Source organism: Gordonia westfalica (assembly GCF_900105725.1).
Classification (GTDB): Bacteria; Actinomycetota; Actinomycetes; order Mycobacteriales; family Mycobacteriaceae; genus Gordonia; species Gordonia westfalica.
Map to the genome: position 1 here is coordinate 2,508,132 of NZ_FNLM01000034.1, position 24,391 is coordinate 2,532,522.

22 protein-coding genes and 3 pseudogenes are annotated in these 24,391 nt (G+C 67.2%); 13 read left to right on the forward strand and 12 right to left on the reverse strand.

The genetic code is table 11. The features are described from left to right. The first annotated feature begins 60 nt into the window (after positions 1-60). From BLU62_RS16825 to BLU62_RS16840, 4 genes are read left to right on the forward strand one after another with little or no spacing between them, the layout of a single operon-like run. Entirely contained in the window at positions 61-459 is a 399-nt protein-coding gene (locus tag BLU62_RS16825) for a phage holin family protein (RefSeq protein WP_074850862.1), read from the forward strand. Beyond that, on the forward strand, positions 456-713 hold the full coding sequence (locus tag BLU62_RS16830; protein ID WP_074850864.1) for a DUF3618 domain-containing protein: 258 nt from the start codon (positions 456-458) through the stop codon (positions 711-713). The genes BLU62_RS16825 and BLU62_RS16830 overlap by 4 nt, the downstream gene beginning before the upstream one ends. 28 nt (positions 714-741) lie before the next feature. Next, positions 742-1,011: a DUF4235 domain-containing protein gene (locus tag BLU62_RS16835; protein ID WP_074850866.1), complete on the forward strand. Its 270-nt coding sequence runs from the start codon at positions 742-744 to the stop codon at positions 1,009-1,011. Between the two features lie 47 nt (positions 1,012-1,058). Continuing rightward, positions 1,059-2,153, forward strand: coding sequence for an oxygenase MpaB family protein (locus tag BLU62_RS16840; RefSeq protein ID WP_074850867.1), 1,095 nt, complete (start codon positions 1,059-1,061; stop codon positions 2,151-2,153). Positions 2,154-2,272: 119 nt separating this feature from the next. On the opposite strand, the gene BLU62_RS16845 is transcribed toward BLU62_RS16840, so the two are convergent. Together BLU62_RS16845 and BLU62_RS16850 are read right to left on the reverse strand one after the other, a co-directional pair. After that, positions 2,273-3,346, reverse strand: coding sequence for an isopenicillin N synthase family dioxygenase (locus BLU62_RS16845; RefSeq protein ID WP_074850869.1), 1,074 nt, complete (start codon positions 3,344-3,346; stop codon positions 2,273-2,275). 44 nt (positions 3,347-3,390) lie between these two features. Further along, positions 3,391-4,659 carry an MFS transporter gene (locus tag BLU62_RS16850; RefSeq protein ID WP_074850871.1) on the reverse strand — a complete coding sequence of 423 codons (1,269 nt, stop codon included), beginning with the start codon at positions 4,657-4,659 and terminating at the stop codon, positions 3,391-3,393. 139 nt (positions 4,660-4,798) lie between these two features. Between BLU62_RS16850 and BLU62_RS16855 the strand changes: the two are divergent. After that, positions 4,799-7,515, forward strand: a pseudogene (locus tag BLU62_RS16855) (cation-translocating P-type ATPase). A 202-nt stretch (positions 7,516-7,717) separates the two neighbouring features. On the opposite strand, the gene pdxH reads toward BLU62_RS16855, so the two are convergent. Further along, positions 7,718-8,413, reverse strand: coding sequence for a pyridoxamine 5'-phosphate oxidase (pdxH, locus tag BLU62_RS16860; RefSeq protein WP_425284604.1), 696 nt, complete (start codon positions 8,411-8,413; stop codon positions 7,718-7,720). A 165-nt stretch (positions 8,414-8,578) separates the two neighbouring features. Between pdxH and BLU62_RS16865 the strand changes: the two genes are divergently transcribed. The 3 genes from BLU62_RS16865 (at position 8,579) to BLU62_RS16870 (ending at position 11,315) form a co-directional block, all read left to right on the forward strand. After that, a complete protein-coding gene (locus BLU62_RS16865; RefSeq protein WP_074850874.1) occupies positions 8,579-9,706 on the forward strand; it encodes a citrate synthase 2 in 1,128 nt (375 codons plus the stop codon). Positions 9,707-9,923: 217 nt separating this feature from the next. Then, positions 9,924-10,451 (forward strand): hypothetical protein, encoded by a 528-nt coding sequence (locus BLU62_RS31650; protein ID WP_208863639.1) that lies wholly within the window; start codon positions 9,924-9,926, stop codon positions 10,449-10,451. Positions 10,452-10,460: 9 nt separating this feature from the next. Further along, positions 10,461-11,315, forward strand: coding sequence for a hypothetical protein (locus tag BLU62_RS16870; RefSeq protein WP_244278218.1), 855 nt, complete (start codon positions 10,461-10,463; stop codon positions 11,313-11,315). A gap of 231 nt (positions 11,316-11,546) precedes the next feature. Here BLU62_RS16870 and BLU62_RS34390 read toward each other — a convergent pair whose 3' ends face one another. Together BLU62_RS34390 and BLU62_RS16875 are read right to left on the reverse strand one after the other, a co-directional pair. Next, a complete protein-coding gene (locus BLU62_RS34390; RefSeq protein ID WP_280141542.1) occupies positions 11,547-11,678 on the reverse strand; it encodes a hypothetical protein in 132 nt (43 codons plus the stop codon). A 262-nt stretch (positions 11,679-11,940) separates the two neighbouring features. Continuing rightward, a complete protein-coding gene (locus BLU62_RS16875) occupies positions 11,941-13,149 on the reverse strand; it encodes an alpha/beta hydrolase (protein WP_244278220.1) in 1,209 nt (402 codons plus the stop codon). 328 nt (positions 13,150-13,477) lie between these two features. Between BLU62_RS16875 and serC the strand changes: the two are divergent. The 3 genes and pseudogenes from serC to BLU62_RS16890 all read left to right on the forward strand — a co-directional run bounded on the left by serC (position 13,478) and on the right by BLU62_RS16890 (position 16,722). Next, positions 13,478-14,622 (forward strand): annotated as a pseudogene (serC, locus tag BLU62_RS16880) (phosphoserine transaminase). A 234-nt stretch (positions 14,623-14,856) separates the two neighbouring features. Next, positions 14,857-15,948, forward strand: a complete 1,092-nt coding sequence (gene sepH / locus BLU62_RS16885; RefSeq protein WP_074852964.1) for a septation protein SepH — start codon at positions 14,857-14,859, stop codon at positions 15,946-15,948. Between the two features lie 3 nt (positions 15,949-15,951). Beyond that, positions 15,952-16,722: a DUF6928 family protein gene (locus BLU62_RS16890; protein WP_074850879.1), complete on the forward strand. Its 771-nt coding sequence runs from the start codon at positions 15,952-15,954 to the stop codon at positions 16,720-16,722. 346 nt (positions 16,723-17,068) lie between these two features. Here the strand turns inward: BLU62_RS16890 and BLU62_RS32890 are convergent. The 3 genes and pseudogenes from BLU62_RS32890 to BLU62_RS16900 all read right to left on the reverse strand — a co-directional run. Then, positions 17,069-17,256: pseudogene (locus BLU62_RS32890) on the reverse strand (HNH endonuclease); the annotation flags it as partial. A gap of 122 nt (positions 17,257-17,378) precedes the next feature. After that, entirely contained in the window at positions 17,379-17,705 is a 327-nt protein-coding gene (locus tag BLU62_RS16895; RefSeq protein ID WP_074850881.1) for a DUF2537 domain-containing protein, read from the reverse strand. Continuing rightward, positions 17,702-18,556, reverse strand: a complete 855-nt coding sequence (locus BLU62_RS16900) for a TrmH family RNA methyltransferase (protein WP_074850884.1) — start codon at positions 18,554-18,556, stop codon at positions 17,702-17,704. The genes BLU62_RS16895 and BLU62_RS16900 overlap by 4 nt, the downstream gene beginning before the upstream one ends. A 96-nt stretch (positions 18,557-18,652) precedes the next feature. Here BLU62_RS16900 and BLU62_RS16905 point away from each other — a divergent pair, with 96 nt between their 5' ends. Next, positions 18,653-19,903 carry a GNAT family N-acetyltransferase gene (locus BLU62_RS16905; protein ID WP_074852965.1) on the forward strand — a complete coding sequence of 417 codons (1,251 nt, stop codon included), beginning with the start codon at positions 18,653-18,655 and terminating at the stop codon, positions 19,901-19,903. A gap of 132 nt (positions 19,904-20,035) precedes the next feature. Here BLU62_RS16905 and BLU62_RS16910 read toward each other — a convergent pair whose 3' ends face one another. After that, on the reverse strand, positions 20,036-20,500 hold the full coding sequence (locus BLU62_RS16910; protein WP_074850886.1) for a MarR family winged helix-turn-helix transcriptional regulator: 465 nt from the start codon (positions 20,498-20,500) through the stop codon (positions 20,036-20,038). Between the two features lie 96 nt (positions 20,501-20,596). Next, positions 20,597-22,192, reverse strand: a complete 1,596-nt coding sequence (locus BLU62_RS16915; protein WP_074850888.1) for an NCS2 family permease — start codon at positions 22,190-22,192, stop codon at positions 20,597-20,599. A gap of 24 nt (positions 22,193-22,216) precedes the next feature. On the opposite strand from BLU62_RS16915, the gene BLU62_RS16920 reads away from it, so the two are divergent. Further along, complete coding sequence (locus tag BLU62_RS16920; protein WP_074850890.1) at positions 22,217-22,465, forward strand: DUF2530 domain-containing protein; 249 nt, start codon at positions 22,217-22,219, stop codon at positions 22,463-22,465. Here BLU62_RS16920 and BLU62_RS16925 read toward each other — a convergent pair. Together BLU62_RS16925 and BLU62_RS16930 are read right to left on the reverse strand one after the other, a co-directional pair. Continuing rightward, entirely contained in the window at positions 22,462-23,130 is a 669-nt protein-coding gene (locus BLU62_RS16925; RefSeq protein WP_074850892.1) for a hypothetical protein, read from the reverse strand. The two genes, BLU62_RS16920 and BLU62_RS16925, sit on opposite strands and share 4 nt — an antisense overlap. A 76-nt stretch (positions 23,131-23,206) precedes the next feature. Then, positions 23,207-24,373, reverse strand: a complete 1,167-nt coding sequence (locus BLU62_RS16930) for an MFS transporter (RefSeq protein WP_074850894.1) — start codon at positions 24,371-24,373, stop codon at positions 23,207-23,209. Positions 24,374-24,391: the final 18 nt, after the last annotated feature.

Genomic DNA, 24,391 nt, shown 5'->3' on the forward strand with positions numbered 1-24,391 from the left:
ACGTTTGGGACCGGTGCCGGCCGGGAACGCGACGGGTGTCCCCGATGTGGAGGTACCAACGTGAGCGATCCGTCTGTGAACGACCTGTCGACCGTGCAACTCGTCGAACGCCTGCAGAGTCAGACGACGACCCTGGTCAAGACCGAGCTACAGCATGCGGTCGCGGAGATGAAGGGCAAGGGCACCCGGATCGGTGTCGGCGCGGGGATTTCCGGCGCGGGCACCCTGCTGGTGTTGTTCGGCCTCGGAACGCTGGTCGCGGCCGCGGTCCTGGGACTGGCGAATGCGGTCCCCGCATGGCTGGCCGCGGTGATCGTCGGCGTGGCGCTCCTCGTGATCGGCGGTGCGACAGCCGCGATCGGCGCGCAGCGTGCGAAGTCGGCTGTGCCGCCCGCGCCCGAGCAGACCGTCGAAAGCGTCCAGCGCGACGTCGCAACCGTGAAGGAGCACCTGAAGTGAGTGACACGCAACCCGACCGGAACCCGGCCACCGACCCGCCCCCGGTGGAACAGCAGCGCGAGGAACTCGCCGAGACCGTCGATGCGCTGGCGGCCAAGCTCGACGTCCCGGCACGGGTGAACGCGGCCGCGGCGGAGACGGCGTACACCGCGAAGGTGAAGGCCGAGGAGAACCGGACGGTGCTGATCGGCGCCGCGGTGGCCGCGGCGCTTGCCGTCGGCACCGTCGTCGTCCTGCGGCGTCGTCGCAGCTGACCACAAAACGACTCGAGAGGGGTACGCCATGAGTGCCGTGTCCAAGACGTTCTACAAACCGCTGTCACTGGCGACGAGCGTGCTCGGCGGCATCGCCGCAGGCGCCGTGTTCGGCCAGATCTGGAAGCGGATCTCCGACGACGCCGAAGCGCCCGATCCCAAGGACCTCGAACGCAGCAACGTCGAGGTACTCGCCGCCGCTGCGCTGCAGGGACTGGTCTTCGGGCTGGTCCGGGCGGCCGTCGACCGTGCCGGCGCACGCGGCTACAAGGCGGTCACGCACGAGGACCCCGACTAGTGGGTGACGGTTGACACACCCCTGAGACGAACCTAGGGTTCTGTCTCATGACTGAGGTATTGAACGACGCACAGAGCACGTGTCCCGTTCACACCACCGATGCCGAGCCCTCCCCGGACACCCGGTTCTCCGAGGACGGGTACGAGAGCCACGCCTCGGGAGTCAAGGGAGCGCACGAGTACGAACCCCTGGGTCCGGATTCGCTGACCTGGCAGATCTGGGGCACCTGGACCGGCATGTTCCAGGGCCTGTGGGCCGGTTCGATCCAGAACATGCACCCAAAGCTGGGTGCGGCGGTCTGGGACCACTCCGACTTCTTCGGGGAACGCTGGCAGCGTCTCATGCGGTCGCTCTACCCGATCAGCGGCGTCGTCTTCGACTCGGTCATCCCGGGCGCGAAGACCGGCCTCGAGGTGCGCGACTACCACCGGACGGTCAAGGGCACGATGGAGGACGGCTCTCGGTATCACGCCCTCGACCCCGACGTCTTCTACTGGGCGCATGCGACGTTCTGGTACGGAAACGTCCGCCTCTGCGAGCGGTTCGGCCCTTTCCTCACCGAGGACCAGAAGCGTCAGTTGTTCGAGGAATCCAAGGCCTGGTACGCCCAGTACGAGGTCTCGATGCGACCCGTCCCGGAGACCTACGAGGATTTCCTCGAGTACTGGGACTACATGTGCCGCAATGTCCTTCGTGACCACGTGTCGGTTCGCACGGTCCTCGACATCACCCAGTTGCCGCCGCCCCCGTTCCTGAGCTTCATCCCGAAGTCGGTCTGGGACAAGTATCTCGTCCCGCAGAACCAGAAGTTGTTCATGTGGCTGACGACCGGCTTCTACGACGAGCCGATCCGCGAGATCCTCGGCCTCGAATGGACCGATGCGGACGAGCGCCGATTCCGCCTCCTGGGCAAGGGCATCAACTTCGTCATGCACAAGGCGCTGCCGAAACGCTTTCTGCGCCATCCGCGTCCGCGCGACGCTTGGGATCGGGTGAACGGCAAGGTCGAGAAGGACGCGCCGATCGTCCACACCCCCAAACGCAACCTGCCGCCGCTGGACGAGCGCGACAATCCGATGCACTACTGCCCGGTGACCGCGGCCCGGCGCGCGACGTATCCGACTGTGCTGACGTCGGACTGAGATTTCACGAACTCTGTCGGGGGCGGTTCCCGCTCACGAGCTCCGTTTCCGCTCACCGTCAAGGCGTGAGCGGCAACGGATCGAGTGAGCGGGGACTGTCGTTTGTCGTCGGCCCAGGTTTACTGCCGGCCCAGACCCCGTCGCATCGCGTGGCGCACCCGCTCCGCCTCCCGCTGGGCGTACGGGTTCGGCCGTCCGGCACGTGATCCGGCAAGTTTTGCACCGATGTGCTCCCCGACCGTGATCGGCGAATACCGGCTTCCCGCACCGACACACGACGGCAGGGTCGCGATCATCGCGTCGATGTTGCCGTCGTGGAAGTAGGCGGCGGACCGTCGGCGTTCGATCGCACCGTCGACGATCGGCGGCTTCACCCGGTGCAGCGTCGACATCCACCGTTCGTTGGTCCAGCGGGCCATCAGGTCACCGAGATTGATCAGCAGCGCGCCGTCGACGGGACTGACGTCGTGCCACTGTCCGTGGTGGTCGAGGACCTGCAGGCCCTTCACCTGGTCCGCCCACAGAACGGTGACGATGCCGTAGTCGGTGTGCTCCCCCATTCCGGTCAGTTCGCCGTCGAGTTCGATCTCGCCGGGCGGGAGTGCGTAGTTGTTCATCCGCAGGACGTCGAGGGAATGGTCGGTGAAACCCTCGAAGAAGTCGGCGGGAAGGTCGAGGGCGTCGGCGAAGATGCGGGTCAAAGTGTGTGCGACGCGTCGTGCCTCGACGAAGTAGGCCGACACCGCCGCCTCGAAATGGTCGACGGCCGGCCAGGTGTTCTCGGCGTAGTGGTCGTCGGGAAGGGCGAGGTCGGGGTATTCGCCGGCCTCCACTCCGACGTTGAACGCCTCGAAGAAATCGTTCATCCGGTCCGCCGACTCGACGCCCAGCGAGAGTGACAACGACTCCGATTTCGGCGGTGCGTAGCCACGGTTGATCTCCGGCGGCGTCCGGTACGCCTTCTTCTCCTCGAGTGGCAGGGCGAAGAAATCGTCCATCACCGCGGTGAATTCCTCGATGACCGCAGGCGGGATCTCATGCCCGACGATCTGCATGAACCCGACCGAACTGGCGGCGTCGTCGATCTTCGCCGCGACGACGGCCCGATCGGCGGGATCACCGTTGCGGATGTAGGGCGAGATGTCGATGATCGGCACCTGGAAACCGGTTGCGGCGGCGGTCATGGGACCCATGGTGACACCGAATCGGAGAAACCGCTGGCCAGACGAGGATCACCTCAGGTGCGCTGACCTGCCCGATAGTGCACGAAGGCCGGGATCAGCAGTGCCGCAACGATGGTCGCGATCACCACCGCGATACCGCCGAAGGCCGTCGCCGCCGCGACCCCGATCGACGCGGCGGCGGTGCCGTGCGCGACGTCGGCGATGCGGGGACCTCCGGCGACCACCACGATGAACACGCCCTGCAGTCGACCGCGCACCTCGTCGTTGGCCGCTGCCAACAGGATGGTCTGGCGGAAGGCGGCCGACGCCATGTCGGCGGCACCACCGATCATCAGCAGCACCACCGCGACGACGAGCATCGGCATCGCCGCGCCGTCGGCGAAGGACACCGCGATCCCCGTGCCGGTGATCGCCAGACCCCAGATGATGATGCACACGATCACGGCCAGACCCTGCCGTTCGACGCGCGTGACCCAGCCGGAGAAGATGCCGCCGACCACCGCTCCCGCCGAGATGGCCGTGAACAGCACGGCGAAGGCGATGCCGCCGCTCGCCGGACCGCCGAAGTTCTCGTGCGCCATCTGCGGGAACAACGCCCGGGGCATCCCGAAGATCATGGCGATCAGGTCGACGAGGAACGATGCCATCAGGATCTTGTGCCCGGCCAGGTACCGGAGCCCTTCGATCACCGAGCGCAGTCCCGCGACCTTCGGCGCCGCGTCGCTCTCCGGACGCAGCGACGGCAGCAGAACGACCGCGATCAGCGTCGGCAGCAGCAACAGGGTGTCGACGAAGTAGAGCCACGAGTATCCGAGGACCGGGATCAGCGCGCCACCGACGAGCGGCCCGGCGATCGCGCCGGCCTGCATGACCGTCATGTTCAGCGACAACGCCGCCGGGAGCTCCTTGGCGTCGAGGAGGCGCGGCAGCACCGCAGTGCGCGTCGGCTGGTTGACCGCGAAGAACGCTTGCTGAACAGCGAAGAGCACCAACAGGATCCACACGTTGTCGCCGCCGGCCGCGGCCTGCGCCCAGAACAGGCCACTGCACACGATCAGACCGATGGTGGTGACGATCAACAGTGTTCGACGATCGACGACGTCGGCGAGCGCGCCGCCCCACAGCCCGAACACGACGAGCGGGACGAGGCCGAACACGCCCGTGAGACCCACGTAGGCGGAACTGCCGGTGACCTCGTAGATCTGGGCGGGTACCGCGATGACGGTGAGTTGCGCCCCGACCACGGTGATGATGTTCGCCAGCCACAGACGCCGGAAGTACTGGTTGCGCAGCGGCGTCGTGTCTGCGAGCAGGCGGGGCATTCCGACGATCCTAGATCCTAGGACCACGCCACCGGCCGACTCCGTCACAGCCGACCGATCCGCGATCGCTGCGCGCGATCGTCCGGGCCGGATAGGGTCGAGGTCCCCGCCCACGAGGACAGCAACCATGACGCCACACATGGAGAAGCCGGGCGATCGTCCGGTCGACCACCCGTTCCACACGACCTCGGTCGCCGACGTGGTCAGCGACCTCGACACCGACATCGCTCGCGGGCTGTCGGAGACCTCGGTTCACGAACGCCGGTCGTCGTACGGCGAGAACCGGCTGGCCGAGGAGCGCGGCGAGCCGGGTTGGCGCAAGATCGTCCGGCTGCTCGCCGACAAGATGACGCTCGTACTCGTCATCGCGGCGGTGGTGAGCGCGGTGGTGTCGCGCGAGTGGGAGACGCCGGTGGTGATCCTCGTGGTCATCACCTTCAACACGATCCTGAACTACGTACAGGAGACGCGGGCCGAGGAGAGTCTGCGCGCGCTGCAGGACATGTCGGTGGCGCTGTCACGGGTCCGACGCGACGGGCGGGAGCGGGAGGTCGAACGGACCGACCTCGTGCCCGGTGACATCGTCCTCCTCGAGGCCGGCGACGCCGTCCCCGCCGACGGGCGCGTGGTGGAGGCGGCGAGGCTGCAGGTGGCCGAGTCCGCCCTCACCGGTGAATCCCACCCGGTGGACAAGTCTGTCGACGCGCTCGACGATCCGGATCTGCCGATCGGCGACCGCTCCAACATGCTGTTCATGAACACCGAGATCACGCGCGGGCGAGCGTCGATGGTGGTCACCGCGACGGGTATGTCCACCCAGATCGGCACGATCGCGAGTCTCCTCGGCCGAGCCGGGACCGCCAAGACGCCGCTGCAGCGCCGCATCGACCAGCTCGCGACGCTACTCACGGTGATCGCGATCGTGGTCGTGGTCCTCGTCTTCGTCCTGGGGCTCCTGCGCGGTGACTCGTGGTCGGATCTGCTGCTCACCGCGGTCTCCTTGGCGGTGGCCACCATCCCGGAGGGCCTCACCGCGGTTGTCGCCTTCACCCTGGCCCTGGGCGCCGCGCGGCTGGCCCGCCGCGGGGCCATCGTCAAACAGCTCGCGGCGGTGGAGACCCTCGGCAGCACAACGCAGATCGCCACCGACAAGACCGGGACGCTCACCCTCAACGAGATGACCGTCCGCATCCTGGTGGCGGGCGGGCGGCGGTACCGGGTGACCGGCGAGGGCTATTCCACCGACGGGAAGATCCTCAGCGGCAGCGAGGAAGCGCTTCCCGACCTCCGGCGCGCCTTCCTCGCCATGGCCCTGTGCAACGACGCCTCTGTCGACGAAGGCGTGCTGGTCGGCGACCCCACCGAGGGCGCGCTGGTCGTGCTCGCCGAGAAGGGCGGCATCGACGTGGTGGGCGCGCGGGCGAACCACCCGCGTCTCGCCGAGGTGCCCTTCGACTCCGACTACAAGTTCATGGCGACGTTCCACGACACCGGCAGCCCGATCGAGGGCGACCACTACCGCTGCTACGCCAAGGGGGCGCCCGACGTCCTACTCGGCCGCGCGAACAGACTTCGCGGACCCGACGGCGACCGGCCCATCACCGAGGCGGATATTGCCGGCATCCGCACCGCCATCGACGACCTCGCGCACCGGGGCCTGCGGACCCTGCTGATCGCAGGCAGGACCCTGCCGGAGATCCCCGACAGCGACGGCCTGTTCGACGCCGTCGACGATCTCGTCGTCTACGCCGTCGTCGGCATCCTCGATCCGCCCCGTCCCGAGGCGCGCGCGGCCATCGCGACCGCCCACGAGGCCGGCATCGGCGTGCACATGATCACCGGCGACCACCTCGCCACCGCGGCGTCGATCGCCGCCGACCTGGGCATCGGCGGCGAGTCGGTGTCCGGCAAGGAGATCGACAACCTCGCCGACGACGACCTGGCCACGCGCGCGGCCGACTTCGGGGTGCTCGCCCGCGTGGCGCCGGAGCACAAGATCCGCTACGTCGAGGCCCTGCAGGCAGGTGACGAGGTCGTCGCGATGACCGGCGACGGCGTCAACGACGCACCGGCGCTCAAACAGGCCGACATCGGGATCGCGATGGGCATCACCGGCACCGACGTGTCCAAGGGTGCCGCCAAGATGATCCTCACCGACGACAACTTCGCCACCATCGTCGCCGCCGTGCGCGCCGGCCGGGGAATCTACGCAACATCGTCAAGTTCGTGAAGTTCCAGCTCACGACGGCGTGGGGTTTCGTGCTCATCTTCCTCACCGCCGGTGTCGCGGGGATCGCGGGCGGCGCACCGTTCACCGCGCTGCAGATCCTCTGGGTGAACATCATCATGGACGGCCCGCCGGCCCTCGCGCTGGGCGTCGACCCGACCGAGCCGGACACCATGAAGCAGAAACCGCGTCCGCCCGGCGAGCGCCTTCTGACCCCGGAGCGGGTGCTGCGCATCCTGTTCCTGGGAGTGGTGATGACCGTCGGCACCATCGTGACGATCGTCGTCGCCGACGACGTGTTCCCGGACAGCGCAAGCGATCCCGTCTTCGCCACCACGCTCGGTTTCACGACCTTCGTCTTCTATCAGGTCTTCAACCTGCTGAACGTCCGGTCCGACCGCGGCTCGGTGTTCTCACTGCAGACCTTCACCAACCAGGCGATCTGGATCTCACTCGTCGCCGTGATCGTGCTACAGGCCGCGGTCGTGAACGTCGGCTTCCTGCAGGACCTCTTCGACACCACCGGACTGACGGCGCCCCAGTGGGCGTGGTCGGTGGCCGTCGCGTCGTCGGTGTTGTGGATCGAGGAGATCCGCAAGTTCATCGCGCGAGCCCTCGCTCGTCGTTGACGGGCGCGCCTGGTCATCAACGCCTGCGCCGAGTACGAGGCGGCCGCCGCCGACGGGATCACCCCGCCGCAGTGGGACGAGTTCGGCGTGTTCCTGACCGATGCGGCCGGCGGGCTCCTGCCCGGTCAACGACACCGGCGACTTCGAACCGGCGGTGGCGGCGGTGCTGTGGCGACGGTCCGCCGACCGGCTTGCGCGTCCGCTAGGGCTGTAGCCGCTCGATGCGCCATCTGTGGTCGACGTGGGTGAGTCGCACGCGGTTGTGCAGGCGGTTCGCCCGACCCTGCCAGAACTCGACCTCGACGGGATCGATGCGGTAGCCGCCCCAGTTCGACGGAACGGGGATCTCGTCACCGGCGTCGAATCCGCCGTACTGCTCGGCCAGCTCGGCGGCCTTCCGCTCGAGTTCGATGCGACTCCCGATCGGCCGGGACTGGTCCGACGCGGCGGCCGACAACTGTGAACCCCGCGGACGGAGCTCCCAATAGGCCTGCGTCTCCTCAGCACTCACATGTTCCACGGGCCCGCGGAAATGGACCTGACGCTCCAGCGCGATCCACGGGAACGTCACCGATGCATAGGGGTTCGCGGCCAGGTTCGCCCCCTTGTCGGACTCGTAGCCGGTGAAGAACACCACGCCGTTGGCGTCGACGCCCTTGCACAGGACGGTGCGGGTCGACGGCCGGCCGTCGGCGTCGGCCGTTCCGAGGACCATCGCGTTCGGTTCGGCGATCCGGGCGTCGAGCGCTTCCCTCAGCCACACACTGAACAGGTCGAGCCACGGCGGGTCGCCCCGGAGCCAGCTGGGGTCGAGGTTCTCGCGGATACCGTCGGCTCCGGCCGCACGATCGCCCTCGCCGATGTTGGGCGGAATACCTCCGCCGTAGCCGACTCGCATGTTCGGCAGATCGATCGATTCGAGCGGTTTCTCCAACACCCGGCTGAATTTACTCCCGACGACATAGTTACTCCCTGGTACACGCGGAGCGTCGTGCTGATCTACAGTTCGATCTGGATCGGCATGTGATTGCAGGACACGGTTGTCTGGAGTGAGGTGGTTGTCATGGCCAACGCGGTTCCCGAGGATTTCGTCGCAGGTCTCGAAGGCGTGGTGGCATTCACCACCGAGATCGCGGAACCCGACAAGAACGGCGGCAACCTGCGCTATCGCGGCGTCGACATCGAGGACCTCGTCGAGAACAAGGTGACCTTCGCCGACGTCTGGGCCCTTCTCGTCGACGGGAAGTTCGGCGACGGACTGCCCCCGGCCGAACCGTTTCCGCTGCCCATCCACACCGGCGACGTGCGCGTCGACGTGCAGGCCGCGCTCGCGATGCTCGCCCCGATCTGGGGTTACGAACCGCTACTCGACATCGACGACGAAACCGCGCGCGAGAATCTGGCTCGCGCATCGGTGATGGCGCTGTCGTACGTGGCGCAGTCGGCGCGTGGCATCCATCAGCCCGCGGTCCCGCAGCACGTCATCGACGAATGCTCCACCGTCACCGAGCGGTTCATGACCCGCTGGAAGGGCGATCCGGACCCCAAGCACGTGGCGGCCATCGACGCCTACTGGGTGAGCGCCGCCGAGCACGGCATGAATGCGTCGACCTTCACCGCGCGCGTGATCGCCTCCACCGGCGCCGACGTCGCGGCATCGCTCTCGGGAGCCATCGGCGCGATGTCCGGACCGTTGCACGGCGGTGCGCCGGCGCGGGTGCTGCCGATGATCGAAGAGGTCGAGAACACCGGTGACGCAAGAGGATTGGTGAAGGGCATCCTCGATCGCAAGGAAAAGCTGATGGGCTTCGGGCACCGCGTGTACCGCGCCGAGGATCCCCGCGCGCGTGTGCTCCGACGCACCGCCCAGGAACTCGGCGTCCCGCGGTTCGAGATCGCCGCCGCGCTCGAACAGGCCGCACTCACCGAACTCCGGGAACGACGTCCCGACCGCGCGATCGAGACGAATGTCGAGTTCTGGGCCGCGGTCATCCTCGACTTCGCCGAGGTCCCGACGCACATGATGCCCGCCATGTTCACCTGCGGCCGCACCGCCGGCTGGTGTGCCCACATCCTGGAGCAGAAGCGCCTGGGCAAGCTGGTCCGCCCCGCCGCGATCTACACGGGCCCCGCGCCGCGTCGTCCCGAAGACGTCGCCGGCTGGGGTGACGTGGTGAAGCCGGGGCTGTAGGCGCCGCGGAGTCCTCAGTATCAGTGTGATGTTGTACCCGGATACCGGGCACAACATCACACGGATCTCGAGGCCTGTGGACATGGTCGCACACCTCATGGAGGCCAGACCGTAAAGTGTTTCCCAAGTGATCTGCACGTTGAGCACTCGGGGGAACAATTGAGTGGGGATTTCACGGTCAATCCAGAGGCGATGGACACGTGAGGACGACCTTCAATTGGACGAAAATGTCAGCACCGACGAAGAGAGTGCGACCGGCTCGAAGGTGAGAAATATCGTTAGCTCGGCGTCTGCGGGCCTCACCGCGGTTCCCCATCCAGCCGCGATAGCGGCCGGAGCTGCCGGCACTGCGGCGGCTCCGTGGCTCCTTCCTGCCGAATCCGCTGGCGACATCCCGTTCAGGCCGCCGACAGGAACCACCGATGGCGGGGACTATGACACCGCCACACACGATGAGATCCGCCTGACATATGGCGCGCTGAGCGCCCTCGACGGAATCCCTGATATCGAAGGGAAGTCCGAGGCGTGGTACGACTCGAATGGCGATCTTAAACCGCTTAGCGTCATTCTTTCAGAATACAAAGGTGACCCCGACACGCTCTTGAGCTCGATGGAACGAGCTCTACCGGATGATCTGACCGCATCTTTGCGCGCAGGGAATGGAACCGGGAAGAACCAGGGCCGACGAAATTTCGATCCGACAGACCCCGACAACTACGACGATATGATCCTGAACGGTTCGTAGAGTATGAAATTGACCAAGTTGGCAACCGCCTTCTGCGCGGTCGGCGTCGTTGTTTTCACCGGTTGCTCGACTCCCGACACCACAACGGGAGGCACTGTCGTCACCACAAGCGATCCTTCGGCGACCGCAGTCGCGCCTGATGACTACCGCTATCCCGTCGACGTCGCCGGCCCCTACAACGTCGTCTGGGACGCGGCCGTCGACATTGACTTGCACAGCAGGGCGGCGGAACTGGCGCGCGGCTACATCGAGTCGTGCCAGTTGTCCATCTTCGGTCGGGCGGTCGCATATCCCGGCGCCGCGGCGGCAGCGCCCGCATCGAGCCCGGAGAACGCCGTGAGCTGTCTGTACGCACCGAAGAGTACGGACTACACGGCCAAACCTGCCTTCTACGGAACGATGTACGCCACAATCCTCGAACTCACCCGAACGGGCAACCAGATCTCCGCGCGAGGCTGCTACACGACCAATGGTCGTGCGGAGGTCGAAACACATGAACCCGACAGGGACACACTCAGCGCCCTAGAGTTCACGTTCACCGCTCGATTGCCCGACGGGTCAATCGATCCACGGGAGGACGTCAACCGCGTCGCCACATCGGGAATCGGTACGCGTGCGCCACAGTTCGATGTCTTCTACCCGTGGAAGTTCGATGCCGTCCGACGCAAGGGCCTAACTGTGCAGCCGCCACTCATCGAAGTTCCCTGCACGCAATGGGCCGCGACCAAACTCGACCAGGTCCCCGCATACTCAGGGCAGATTCCCTTCACGCCCGACGGATTTGCTGCGGAGCTGACGCCAAAACTCTTTGGCGAACAGGGGTTTCCCACCCTCCCCCAAACCCCCGCCTGGCCTGCACCGTGACAGACACGCGAGCGCAATCAACGCCGAGTCGTCGGCGCCACATTGCGCTCGCGGTGTTGCTGGGCACCACGCTCGTCGGGTGCAGCGAGCCCTTGGAATCGTCACACACCGACTCCAAGCAACCGCAGTAGTAGGAACCATTCTCCGCGTCCCTGGCGGCCACAACTACCCTGGCGCTCAATCGGCCGCCGAAGACTCCTGGACCGCTCCCGGCGTACACACGTTTCTCGGTCAACCCGCAGCCGTGGACGCGGTTATTTGCGCAACGGAACGCATGTCTTCCTCCATCGATTCCGCGCCGAAACCGGACTTGCCTCTGATATCGAAGCGGGCAACGAACCCCAGGTCGCCGCCGTCGATCATACGGGCCGGTCCATCGGCGGGTTGGACGACAGAATGATCGGCAAGTTCGACAGGAGGACGCGATCCGGCGGACCGGGCGCATCGTCGTCCGCTGGACCTGGGACGAAACCTGTTGAAGCCCGTGCAGTTCCGGAACCTCATCCTCGGTGCACTCCGCGAGGCAGAGGTCTTCTGAGTACAGACAGGATCGCCACCTCCAGATCAGGAGCGCGAGTTAGAGCTAGCGCATCTGGCCGGAGGTGGCGATCTTGCTGAGATCAGATCAGCGCGGAGCCCACGGCAGACGCCAGGTCGACGGCTGGAGGAGGTTCGGCGCCGGACGCTCGACCTTCATGGCCGGCGCTTCCTTGGTGACCGGAGTCTTCGGCGCACCAACAGATTTGGGCGCAGGAGCCGACTGCGGCTCAGCAGCGGTCTTCGACGACGGCTGACCCGATTCGAGCGCCCGCTCGACCTCGCGCGCATCGTCGTCCGACTCGGCGCCCCAGGCGTACCAGTTGTGTCCGCCGTTGCGGTACTTGAACTCGATGGGCAGCCCGAGCTGATCGACGGTCGACTGGAGAAGACCCGTCGAAGCGAATGCGCCGGCCTCCAAGCCGATGCCCAGCGCCAGAGCGGTCACGGCCTTCTGGACCAGCTCCGGCCCGGCAGTCGGGTCGGCGTCGAGCTCGCGCTGGAACAGGGCGCCGGCTTCCTGGAGTTCGAATGCCGTGGGGATGCCGGTACCGGTCGAGACGATCACCGTCTGGCCGGTGTCCCCGACCTCGCCGATCCGGTTCATCACGTCGTTGTCGGCCCAGCGATTACCGGGGCTCTGGGGCTTGCCCCACATCGCGGTCTCGCCGTTCTCGATGTCGGCGCGCTGTTTCTGGATGGACGGAATCGCCATCCAGCCCAACGGATTGTCCGTCGGGAAGTAACCCGAGTAGGAACGCACGACCTGGAAGACCTCCGGGTTGTCGAACGCGATGATCATCGCCGGGCCCGCTGACATCGACACGCCGACGATCGCGTTGTTCGTCGTCTCGACGTCGAAATTGCTCTTCAGGTAGGTCGGGAGTTCCTCACCGACGAAACTTCCCCACTTCGGCGCCACGGACTGGCCGGTGGGCGGCTTCTGCCAATCGGTCGACCACTCGCCCGCACCGCCGACCGGCAGGACGAGGTTGCTCCCCGGGCCGTAGGCGTCGATGCCGGCCTCGGGCTGGGTCCACGTGCTGAACTCGGGGTTCGAGCCGAGACCGTCCAGGAAGTAGATGCCGTGCTCGTCCTCGCCGGCCTTCTTGTCCGACGGACGCACCTGGACGGACACCTCACGCCCCAGCGACTCCGAGTCGAAGGTGCACGTCTGGATCTGCTTTGCACGGTCCTCTTCGGTCCGCCAGACGCAGCCCGCGTCCGAGCGCAACCGGTCGGGATCGACCGCGTGCGCGGGTGCCGCACCCAGCAGACCGGCGGAAGTCGCACACACGACCGCCGCAGAGACAGTGGCAACACGACGACTGCGCGCGCTTCGATCAACAACCAGACCCATGTACAAGCCTCCGAGGTGGGGTGGATCGACCAGGGATACCCCAAACGAGGCCCTGATGTTTCGCAAACCTTACAGAGTCGGAGTATGGGCCGCACCTTGGACTGAGCGTGCCCTAACTTCACACATTCCGTATTCGCCGGCTGACATGAAACGCGCTATCTAGAACTGACGCACTTGCCCGAAAACGGCGATTCCGCGGATGTCCGGTATCGCGCAAGCCGAGGCGGCCCAAAGTGGCGTCCGCCACAACCCTAGAATCGACGCCATGAGCGATACCGCAACCGCACCCATCACCCTGCCCGCCGACCTGCTGCCGTCGGACGGCCGCTTCGGTTGCGGACCGTCGAAGGTGCGCCCCGAGCAGTTGCAGTCCCTCGTCGACACCGGCGCATCGGTGTTCGGCACCAGCCACCGCCAGGCACCGGTCAAGAACGTGGTCGGCTCGATCCGCGAGGGTCTGGGCGATCTGTTCTCGCTGCCCGAGGGCTACGAGGTCGTCATCTCCAACGGTGGCACCACCGCGTTCTGGGACGCCGCCGCCTTCGGCCTGATCAAGCAGCGCTCGCTGCATCTCACCTACGGCGAGTTCTCGTCGAAGTTCGCGACCGTCGCCAAGAAGGCGCCGTTCCTGGATTCGCCCGCGGTCATCTCCACCGACCCCGGCACCGCCCCCGACCCGGCCGCGCTGACCACCGACGACTTCGGCGGCGTCGACCTCATCGGCTGGGCCCAGAACGAGACGTCGACCGGCGTGTCCGTTCCGGTCGTGCGTCCCGCCGGCTCCGACGACGCGCTCATCGCCATCGACGCCACCTCGGGCGCAGGCGGCCTGCCCGTGAATGTCGCCGACGCCGACGTCTACTACTTCGCCCGCAGAAGTGCTTCGCCTCCGACGGTGGGCTGTGGGTCGCGCTGATGAGCCCGCGCGCACTCGCCCGCGTCGCCGAGATCGCCGAGACCGACCGCTGGTGCCCCGAGTTCCTGTCGCTGCCGACCGCCGTCGACAACAGCAGCAAGAACCAGACCTACAACACCCCGGCCGTCGGCTCGCTGCTGCTGTTCGCCAACCAGATCGAGTGGATGAACAACAACGGCGGTCTGGACTGGTGCGTCTCGCGCACCGCCGACTCGAGCTCGCGCCTCTACCAGTGGGCCGAGGCCAGCGAGTTCGCGACGCCGTTCGTCACCGAGGCCGCCAACCGCAGCCAGGTCGTCGGCACCATCGATTTCAACGACGACGTCGATGCGGCCGCGGTCGCCAAGACCCTGCGTGCCAACGGTGTCGTCGACACCGAGCCGTACCGCAAGCTGGGCCGCAACCAGCTGCGTATCGGCATGTTCCCGGCCATCGATCCCGAGGACGTCACCAAGCTCACGAACTGCATCGATTACATCGTCGAGCGTCTCTGAGCTCGTCGAGATCTTCACCGTCACCGGCGCGTCAGTACCTTCGGGTCGACGCGCCGGTGGCGTTCGGGTCACCGGGTAGCCTGGACAACACAGACCACATACGACGCACCCATCGCTGGTGTCGCAGCGGCCCCACGGGTTCTGAACTGCGGTTTTACCGCGTGTCCCACAGTGAATCGGTAGATCGGTGAGTTAATGTGACCCCAATGCATGAACCCACCGGAGGAGGAGCAGATGCGTGAGCTCCGCGTCGTCGGAGTGGAAACCGATGGTTCCCACGTCATCTGCCAAGACCCTCAATCAGGTGAGAAATTCCGGATCGCCTCCGACGAACGCCTTCGCGCCGCGGCCCGCGGCGACATCACCAGGCTGGGACAGATCGAGATCGAGATGGAAAGTGCATTGAGGCCACGAGAGATCCAGGCACGCATCCGCGCAGGTGCCTCCGTCGCCGAGGTCGCCGCGGCGGCCGGGGTCGGTGTCGACAAGATCGAACGCTTCGCCCACCCGGTGCTGCTCGAGCGGTCCCGCGCCTCCGAGCTCGCCGGGGCGGCCCACCCGATCCGGCACGACGGGCCGGCGGTCGCAACCCTCGCCGAATCCGTGGCCGAAGGACTCGTCGCCTATGGCCACAACCCGGCCGACGCCGACTGGGACGCCTGGAAAGACGACGGCGGCTACTGGGTCGTGCAGGTGGCGTGGAGCGTCGGACGCACCGACAACCTCGCTCACTGGCGCTACCAGCCCGGAACCCACGGCGGCACCGTCGATCCGCTCGACGACCTGGCCGACGAGCTGACCCACCCCGAGACCATCGCGCCGCGGCGTCGGCTCACGCCGGTCGCCACCCCGGAGATCGCCGTCGACACCACGCCGGACGGGCGTGAGGAAGTCACCATCGACGCCAACTCGCTCATCGGTGCGCAGCGTGCGCGACAGGAGCGTCGCGCGGCACGCGAGGACAACGGCACCGTCCCCCTCGATTTCGGATTCGACGACGAGACCGCCCCAGAGGCTCCCCCGGCGCCCGTCACCCCGATCTCCGCTCCCGTCGCGCAGGTTCCTGTCCAGCCCGTACCCGCGGCGCCGGAGGTCGACGCCGACGAGCCGTCCGGACCGGCGGATACAGCCGTAGCGGGTACCACTGAGGGCGACGGCGACCCGGCGACCCCCGACAGCGCCACTGCCGATTCGTCGGAGGCCCCCGCGGCGCGCGAGCCCGGACCCGACCACGCCGATCGTCCGCGCAAGAAGAAGACCCGCAAGCCCGCTGTGCCCGCCTGGGAGGACGTCCTGCTCGGCGTACGCAGCAACGGGAACAGCTGAGCGATGTCGGCACGCGCCGCCACCGTCTGGTTCATCGACTCCCCCGCCCCCGCCGACGACCTACGCACCGTCGTACGCGCACCGCAGCACGATCATCAGCACGCCCAGCAACTCGCGTCGAAGATCTACGGCGACAGCGTTCTCGTCCCGCTCGTCGACACCGACCTCGCGACCGCGGCCGCCGCGAAAGACCACCACGTCTACGTGGGCTTCTACGGTTCACTCGCGGTGATCTCGTGCTCGCTGTTCGAGACGGCCACCCCCTCGACGCTGACCCGTACGCTGGCCGCGATCCGTCCGAGTGCGGTGACGACGCTGCTCTACACCGAACCCGACACGTCGTTCGGCGCGTTCGCGCGTTGGGAGTCGGGCGCACTCCGACGTTCGTTCTCCGCCGATCCCGTGACCATCCACGAGGACCACGGACTCCCGTTCACCTTCGAGAAGCCGTTCTGGGGCGGCGAATTCCCGCTCACGTACGCCGAGGGTGTCCCCAATCAGGGGATGGCGCTGCCGTTCCATCCGGCGCAGCTCGCCGAGGAAGCCAACCGGGCGTGGCTCGGGTTCCGGTACACGCACCCGCTCGCGCCGACCGACCTCGACCCGGCCGACGTCACCGTCACCTGCTTCTCCCTCCACCCGGCGGAGTATGAGCCGACCGCCGCCGACTTCGAGAACTACCGCAGGGCCACCGCCGCCCGCACCGGGGAACGTGCTGCGCCAGAGGGCACTCCGCGCAAGCGCGGACGGTTCCGGGAGTACTTCGGTTTCTGATCGCTCGTCGTGCCGTACTGCGGCCTGCTCTCGATCAGTGCGACGTTGTGCCCGGATTCCGGGCACCCTCGCTTCCTGAACCGGAAGAACCGGCCGAAGCCCAGTGCTCGGCACCCGGAATGATGTCGCATGCGACGTCATCTCTGCGGGTACTGAGGTGTGAGGAGCGTTGGCCCACGGTCTGCTCCGTGAGCTGCGAGGAACGTTCGCCTGCGGTCTGCTCCCTGAGGTGCGAGGAACGTTCGCCTGCGGTCTGCTCCCTGAGGTGCGAGGAGCGTTCGCCTACGGTCTCCCTGAGGTGCGAGGAGCGTTCGCCTGCCGTCTGCTCCCTGAGGTGCGAGGAGCGTTAGCGACGAGCCTCGAAGGGCTGGCGACCTTTCCGCTCTAAGTCCCGTACGCGTGGTTGAGAAGTGCTGAGGCGACTGCGAGTTCGGCGTCGGAGGCGCCGCGGAGGTCGATGACCTGCCGTAGCTGGAGGCGTGTGGTATCGCCGGACGCCGGGTTGGGTCCGTGGATTTCGGTGCGCACCTGTTCGTATCCGCAATCACGCTGCTGCGCAACAAGTATCGAAACTCGATCGATCGCGGGAATTGTCGGTGGCGTCTGGAAATGGGCGGCCGCGACGCAGCTCAGCTCAGCTCAGGGAGCAGAAGCCGTCAGCGCCCCATGATCAGCAACGCGATCGACGACGTCACCCCGGCGAGGAACCCTATGAGTAGCCCCCACACGATCCACCGCCACACCTGGCGGTAGCGGAACTCCCAGAGGGTCCATCCGAGACCGCCGGCGACGACGAGCACCGCGGCGATGCCCAGGAACTTCAGGATGCCGCCGATCAGTTCGTAGATGCCGACGAGAACGAACGCGCCGAAGAGCGCACAGACGGTGGACACGATGATCCCGAGGACCCACGGCGTGGGCTCGGTGTGCCCTGCCCACGGTGTGGGCTCGCTGCCCCCACCGAACTGTTCGGGAGTGTTCACTCCCCCATCGTGCCCGACCGGACACGTTCGTAGAACGCGACGGCCGCAGCGGTCGCAACGTTGAGCGAGTCGGTCCCGCGACTCATCGGGATGCGGGCCTTCACGTCCGTCGCCGCCATCGCCGACGCGGTGAGGCCAGGCCCCTCGGCGCCCACCAGGAACCCGATCTTCTCGGCGTCGACAGCCTCGGCGAGGGTCAGCGCATCGGGGTCGGGGGTCATCGAGACGAGACGGAAGTCGCGGGACCGCAGCTCGTCGAGGCCGCGCGGCCACTCGTCGAACTTCGCGAACGGCACCAGCAGGGCGTGACCCATCGAGACACGCACGCAGCGGCGGTACAGCGGGTCGGCGCAGCCCTGACCGAACAGGACGGCGTCGACGCCGAGGCCGGCGGCGTTGCGGAAGATCGAGCCGATGTTCTCGTGGTCGTTGACGCCTTCGAGGATCGCGACGGTGCGCGCGGTCTCGAGTATGTCCGGTACCGACAACGCCTCCGGGCGTCGTGCGACGGCGAGAACGCCGCGGTTGAGGTGGAAGCCGACGATCTCGGCCATCACCTCGGCCGAGGCGCGGTAGAACGGGACACCCGCCAGCGACGGATCGCGCAGATCGTCGTCGAGTTCCGTGAGCCGCTTGTCGACGCCGAGGAAGGCGTGGGCGGCGAACCTCGACGCGATCATGCGTTGCGCGACGAGCACGCCCTCCGCGATGACCAGGCCGCGCCCCGGTCGGCCGCCGGGCAGGACCGGGAGGTCGGGTCGGCGGTCCACCGAGTTGAGGTCGCGGAAGTCCTCGACCCGCGGATCCTTCGGGTCGTCGATGTCGATCACTTCCACTGCGAGCCCGGGCATCGGAACAGTGTGCCACCCGCTACCGCCGTGACCTGCGACACCCGGTACAAGACCCAATGAACACCGGGAACGCGGCGATGTGAAAACGTGGAAGTCGTGACCAACAGCGGCTCGACTCCCAAGTCACGTCTGACCCTTCAGCGCGCCACCGACGCCGACTGGGACGACATCATCACCACCGATGCCCGTGCATTCGCCATGCGCAATCCGCTGCCCGACGACGAGCGCGCGGACCTTCGCGGCAAGGTCGCCGACGACGACATCGTCCTGGTGCGCGATCCCGGTCTCCCCTCGACACCGCTCGTCGGGGTGTCGATGTTCTACCGGATGTCGATGTCGCTGCCCGGCGCCGGTGTCGCCGACGCCGCCGGACTGTCCTGGGTGTCCGTGGCGTCGACGCATCGTCGTCGTGGAATCCTGCGCAGGATGCTGACCGAACTCTTCGAGCAGTGGGAGGCCGAGAACTACACGTTCGCGATCCTGACCGCGAGCGAGGGAACGATCTACGAGCGCTTCGGATTCGGCCCCGCCTGCTACTCCAACACGGTGTCGATCACCCCTGGCCAGGCACCGCTGCGCGGCGATCAGCCGACGGATGCGACCGTACGTTTCGCCGACGCCGACGAGATCGCCGCGGCCATCCCCGACCTCCACGCACGCTGGACGCTCACCACTCCCGGCGCCCTCACCCGGACCCCGGCCTGGTGGGCTCCGATCCTCGCCGACCGGCCGTCGGAACGCCCGCTGCCCGCGAGCGGTCTGCACTACCTCCTGCACGAAGACGGCTACGCCAGCTACCGCATCTACAAGAACGAGAACGGCGGAGTGCGCGGCGAGGTCAACGAGGTGTTCGCGGTCACCGACGACGCCCACACCGACCTGTGGCGGGTGTTGACCAGCCTCGACCTGATCCCGTCGCTCACCGCGATCATCCCGGTCGACGACCCGTTGCGCCACAAGCTGATCAACGCGCGAGACGTGTCGATCACCGGACTGCGCGACGAGATGTGGCTGCGCATCCTCGACATCCCGGCCGCACTCGGATCGCGGAAATACGCCGCCGACCTCGACGCCGTCATCGAGGTCACCGACGAATTCCGTGGTCGCGGAGGGGTGTTCACGGTGTCCGTGCGCGGTGGCGACGCGATCGTCGCGCCGGCGCCCGAGACCGCAACGCCCACAGTGACGATGGACACGTCGGTGCTGTCGAGCATCTACCTCGGCGGTACACGTCCGTCGGCATTCGCGGCGGCCGGCCGGCTTCGCGTTGACTCCCCGACAACGCTTCGAGCTCTGGACCAGGCCTTCACAACCGATCGCGCACCGTTCTCCGGCACGTTCTTCTGACCCTTCGAGACGTCCCTCCGCAAGCTCCGGGACTCCTCAGGGAGCAGGCAGACGCCCTCCGCAAGCTCCGGGACTCCTCAGGGAGCAGGCAGACGTCCCTCCGCAAGCTCCGGGACTCCTCAGGGAGCAGAATCAGACCGCGCGAGACCGAGGTACGTCGGTGTCGGGCTGGCCGAGGATCTTGTTGAAGATCATCACGCCCTCGCGCAGGGCGTCGCGTTCGTCCGGCGACAGTTCGCGCAGTCGGTCGCTCAGCCATGCCTCGCGTGCCGCCAACTCTTCCTTGATGACCTCGACGCCTTCCGGCGAGAGGGTCACGATGGCCTGGCGGCCATCCGTCGGATGCGGCTCACGTTTGATCATCCCGAGGTCGGACAGCGACGCGATCACCCTCGTCATGGACGGCGGGCGCACCCGCTCGGCCGCGGCGAGGGCGCCGGGTGTCATCGGGCCTTCGTGATGCAGCGTGTACAGGGCTGAGAGCTGCGTCAGCGAGACCAACTTGTTCTCGCGCCGCCCTCTCAGGCGGCGCGCGAGACGTACAACGGCGAGGGACAGGTCGCCAGAGAGACTTCCGTCACCATAAGGTGAATGCATTACTCAAGGGTAGGGGATGTTAACGGCCCTCGAACCATACGCAATGCAAATTGACCCGCCCGGATGACAACAGGTCGCAAAATTTGACTACATGCGTTAGCCGATGAGGTCCGAGATCGGCCCCCGGGCGAAGTATGCGACGAATACGGCAGCCACCAGCCACAGCAATGGATGGACCGAGCGGGCCTTGCCTGCCGCGGTCGCCATCACGACCCAGCTGATGAAGCCGATACCGATGCCGTTCGCGATGGAGTAGGTGAAGGGCATCGTCACGACGGTGAGGAAGGCCGGCAACGCGAAGTCGAAACGGCGGAAGTCGACGGCCGTCAACTGCCCGATCATCATCGCGCCCACCACCACGAGAGCCGGCGCGATCGCCTCGAGCGGGATCACCTCGTAGATCGGGGTGAGGAACATGGCGACCAGGAACAGCACGCCGGTGACCACGTTCGCCAGACCCGTCCGCGCACCCTCGGCGATACCCGAGGCCGATTCGACGAAGACCGTGTTCGACGACGCCGACGCCGCACCGCCGGCGATGGCGCCGGTCCCCTCGACCACCAGCGCACGGCCGATGCCGGGGAGGTTGCCCTTCTCATCGGCCAGGCCGGCCTCCTTGCCGAGGCCGGTCATCGTCCCCATCGCGTCGAAGAAGTTCGACAGGACGAGGGCGAACACGAACACCGACGCCGCCAGCACACCGATGCGGGTGAACGCGCCGAACAGGTCGACGTCGCCGACGAGGCTCAGGTCGGGCAATCCGCCCAGCGCGGTGGGGATGTCGGGCACGGTGAGACCCCAGCCCGACGGGTTGTCCATGCTCGAGCCGTAGTCGAAGATGCGCTCGAGTACGACCGACAGGACGGTGGTGATCGCGATGCCGATCAGCAGACCGCCGGGGACCTTTCGCACCACCAGAACACCCATGATCAGCACACCGAGCGCGAAGATGAGCGTCGGAATGGTGGCGATCGAGTTGTCGCTGCCCAGCTGCACGGGCACCGTGGTGCCGGCGGCGTCCGGGATGCGTTTGACGAAACCGGCGTCGACGAAGCCGATGAAGGCGATGAACGCACCGATGCCGGCGGCGATGGCCGCCTTGAGTTCGCTCGGGACCGCGTTGAACACCGCCGTGCGGAATCCTGTCACCGCCAGCAACACGATGATGATGCCGTCGACCACGACGAGGCCCATCGCCTCCGGCCACGTCACCTCGGGTGCGATCGAGACCGCGAGAAGACTGTTGATACCGAGACCCGCGGCGATCGCGAACGGATAGTTGGCGACGAGGCCGAACAGGATCGACATCACGCCCGCGACGAGTGCCGTGACGGCGGCGACCTGCGCCAGCGGCAGCACGTTGCCGAGCACGTCGGCGTTCTTCTCGCCGCCGGGGATACCGCCGATGATGATCGGGTTGAGCACCACGATGTAGGCCATCGTGAAGAACGTGACCAGGCCTCCGCGGAACTCGCGGTTGAGCGTCGAGCCGCGCTCGGAGATCTTGAAGAAGCGGTCGATTCGGCCGTTGGGTGTGGTCGACGCCGGGCCTACGGTGGTCGCGGGGCCGGCGTCCACGGGTGCCGTGTCGGCACGCCCGTCAGCCATTTCGGTCGCCTTCGCGGTCGAGTTGTCGGCGGGGTCGTCGGCGGGTGTCAGATCGCGGGACTCACTCGGGACATCTTTGGGCACCTGACGAAAGCTACTCTTTGTCCCATGCCGGATACAGTCGACATCCCCGAACTCCCCCGCGCGCTGCGTGCTCCCGAGCCGGTGATCGTGGTCGGGATGGTGGCCTGGCTGGTCGCGACGGTGGTCGTCGCGGTGACCGATCTGGGCGGCGGCAGCGCTTTACAGATCTGTCTCGTGGGGCTCGGCGTGGGGCTGCTCGGCACGACGATCGTGCTGGTACAGCGGGCAGGCGTACGACGCGGCGACCGTGGTGCGCAGGAAGGGCTCGACTAGATCGAGTCGGGGGTTTCCGACGCGTCGCCGTGGAGCTCCCCTGCTTTCGGCCGGCGGAACGCCTTGAGCCGGAGAACGTGACGCAGGACAAACGCGAGCACCGGCCTGATGAACGGCACACCCCACCGCCACGGAAGGAACCCGACCCACCGCGGCGATCCGGCGATCTCCCACGTCACCGTGATGGTATTGAGCCGCGCGCCGTCGGTGATGGTGAACCGTTCGGCGAAGTTCTTGATCGCGAACGGCAACGAGATGCCGGTGCCGATCAGCACGAGCTGTTCCCGCTCGGTGACCGCCGCGACCCGCTGCTCGACCGACAGGATGGTCCCCGACATCGTCCGCTTCGATCCGACGGCGACGGCACCCGGCTCGGCGGTGATCCACTTCGGGCCGGTGAGGAACGGCAGGCTCGAAAGGTATTCGGCCTCGGTGAGCCGCTCCCACACCTCTCGACGCGACAGCGGCGTCGTCTCCTGCAGCGTGATCGCGAACGACGCCTTGCGCGCGATGTGGTCGTCGACGTCGTCGAGCGACATGTCCCGCACCGCGAAGCGGCCGGGGTTGCCGGCCAGCCCGTGGAGCACGAACAGCGCGATGATCCCGAGCACGCCGAGCACTACCAACACCCCGAGAACGATCAGCACGATCGTCGTTGCACTCACGCTGTCCCCCAATCATGTTTCATATATGACTAGCAGAGGGCGCGGTGTCGACGAAAGCGAATCCGGGACCGGCGGCCTACGACCCGTCCCCGGATGAGCGCAAGGCCCGTCGACTCGTGACGCCGACGCCGAGCGCGGCCACCGCCAGCGAGCACAGCGCAATGGGCAGGGTTGCCACCGTCGCGATAGCCCCGACCAGCAACGGCCCCCCGGCATCACCCACCTCGCGTCCGAGTTCGGCGTTGCCCATGGTCCGGCCCATCCGCTCATCGGGTGTCGAGTCGGCGAGATGGGAGAAGGCGAGCGGCGCGACACCCCCGACCATCACGCCGATCGCCGCCGCGGCGATCAGCAATGTCGCGGTATGCGGGACGAAACCGACGAGTACCAAGGCCGCGGCGCCGACGGCCATTCCGGCCGGGGCGCCGCTTCGGACGGTCAACCGGCCCTCGTCCCTATACCGCCCGACCATCGGCTGGACTGCGGCGGACACCAGCGCCAGGACCGCGACCGCGGCCGCGCCGACGATCGGCGGCAGGTTCTCGCGCGAGGCCAGCAGCGGCAGGAAGCCCACGGCGACACCGAGAATCGCCGTCGTGGTCGCGAGCAGCATCGTGGGGATCAGGAAGCCACGTTCGGTCGTCTGACGGGCGAGGTCGGCGAGGGTGTACCGCTGCCGGGGCCGCACGGGTGGCGCAGGCAATGCGACGGCCACCCAGACCGCGGCGGCGAGCCCGAGGACGGCCAATGCCACGTAGAGCGTCCGAATCCCGCCGAGGTATACGAGGCCGACGCCGAGCAGGGGCCCGAACACGTAGCCCAGGCTCTTCCACGCGCCGTAGCGACCGAAGTAGTGCCCCAACCGTTCTCGCCCCGCCAGGCGGGCCACCGCCGCCGACGAGGCGGGCGAGAACGCGGACGCCGCGGCGCCCTGACCGAGCCGCGCGAGCGCGAGAGCCAGCGGCGTCGCGGTCGCCACGCCGATCAACGACGCCAGAGCGAAGGCGATCAGCCCGCCCAGGATCACCGGTTTGGCCCCGATGCGGTCACTCAGAGCCCCGAACAGGGGTTTGAGGATCACCTCGGCGAGGTCATACAACGCGAGGACGAGTCCCAGACCCAGCAGCGACAGTCCGATGTCGTCGGTCTCGGAGCCGAGAACCGTCGCGACCCCGTGGGCGCCGAAGGCGGTGGTGAAACCAGCGAGGTACAGGGGCGCGATCGAACGTGGCGAGGCTGTCACGTGATCACCGTAGAGACG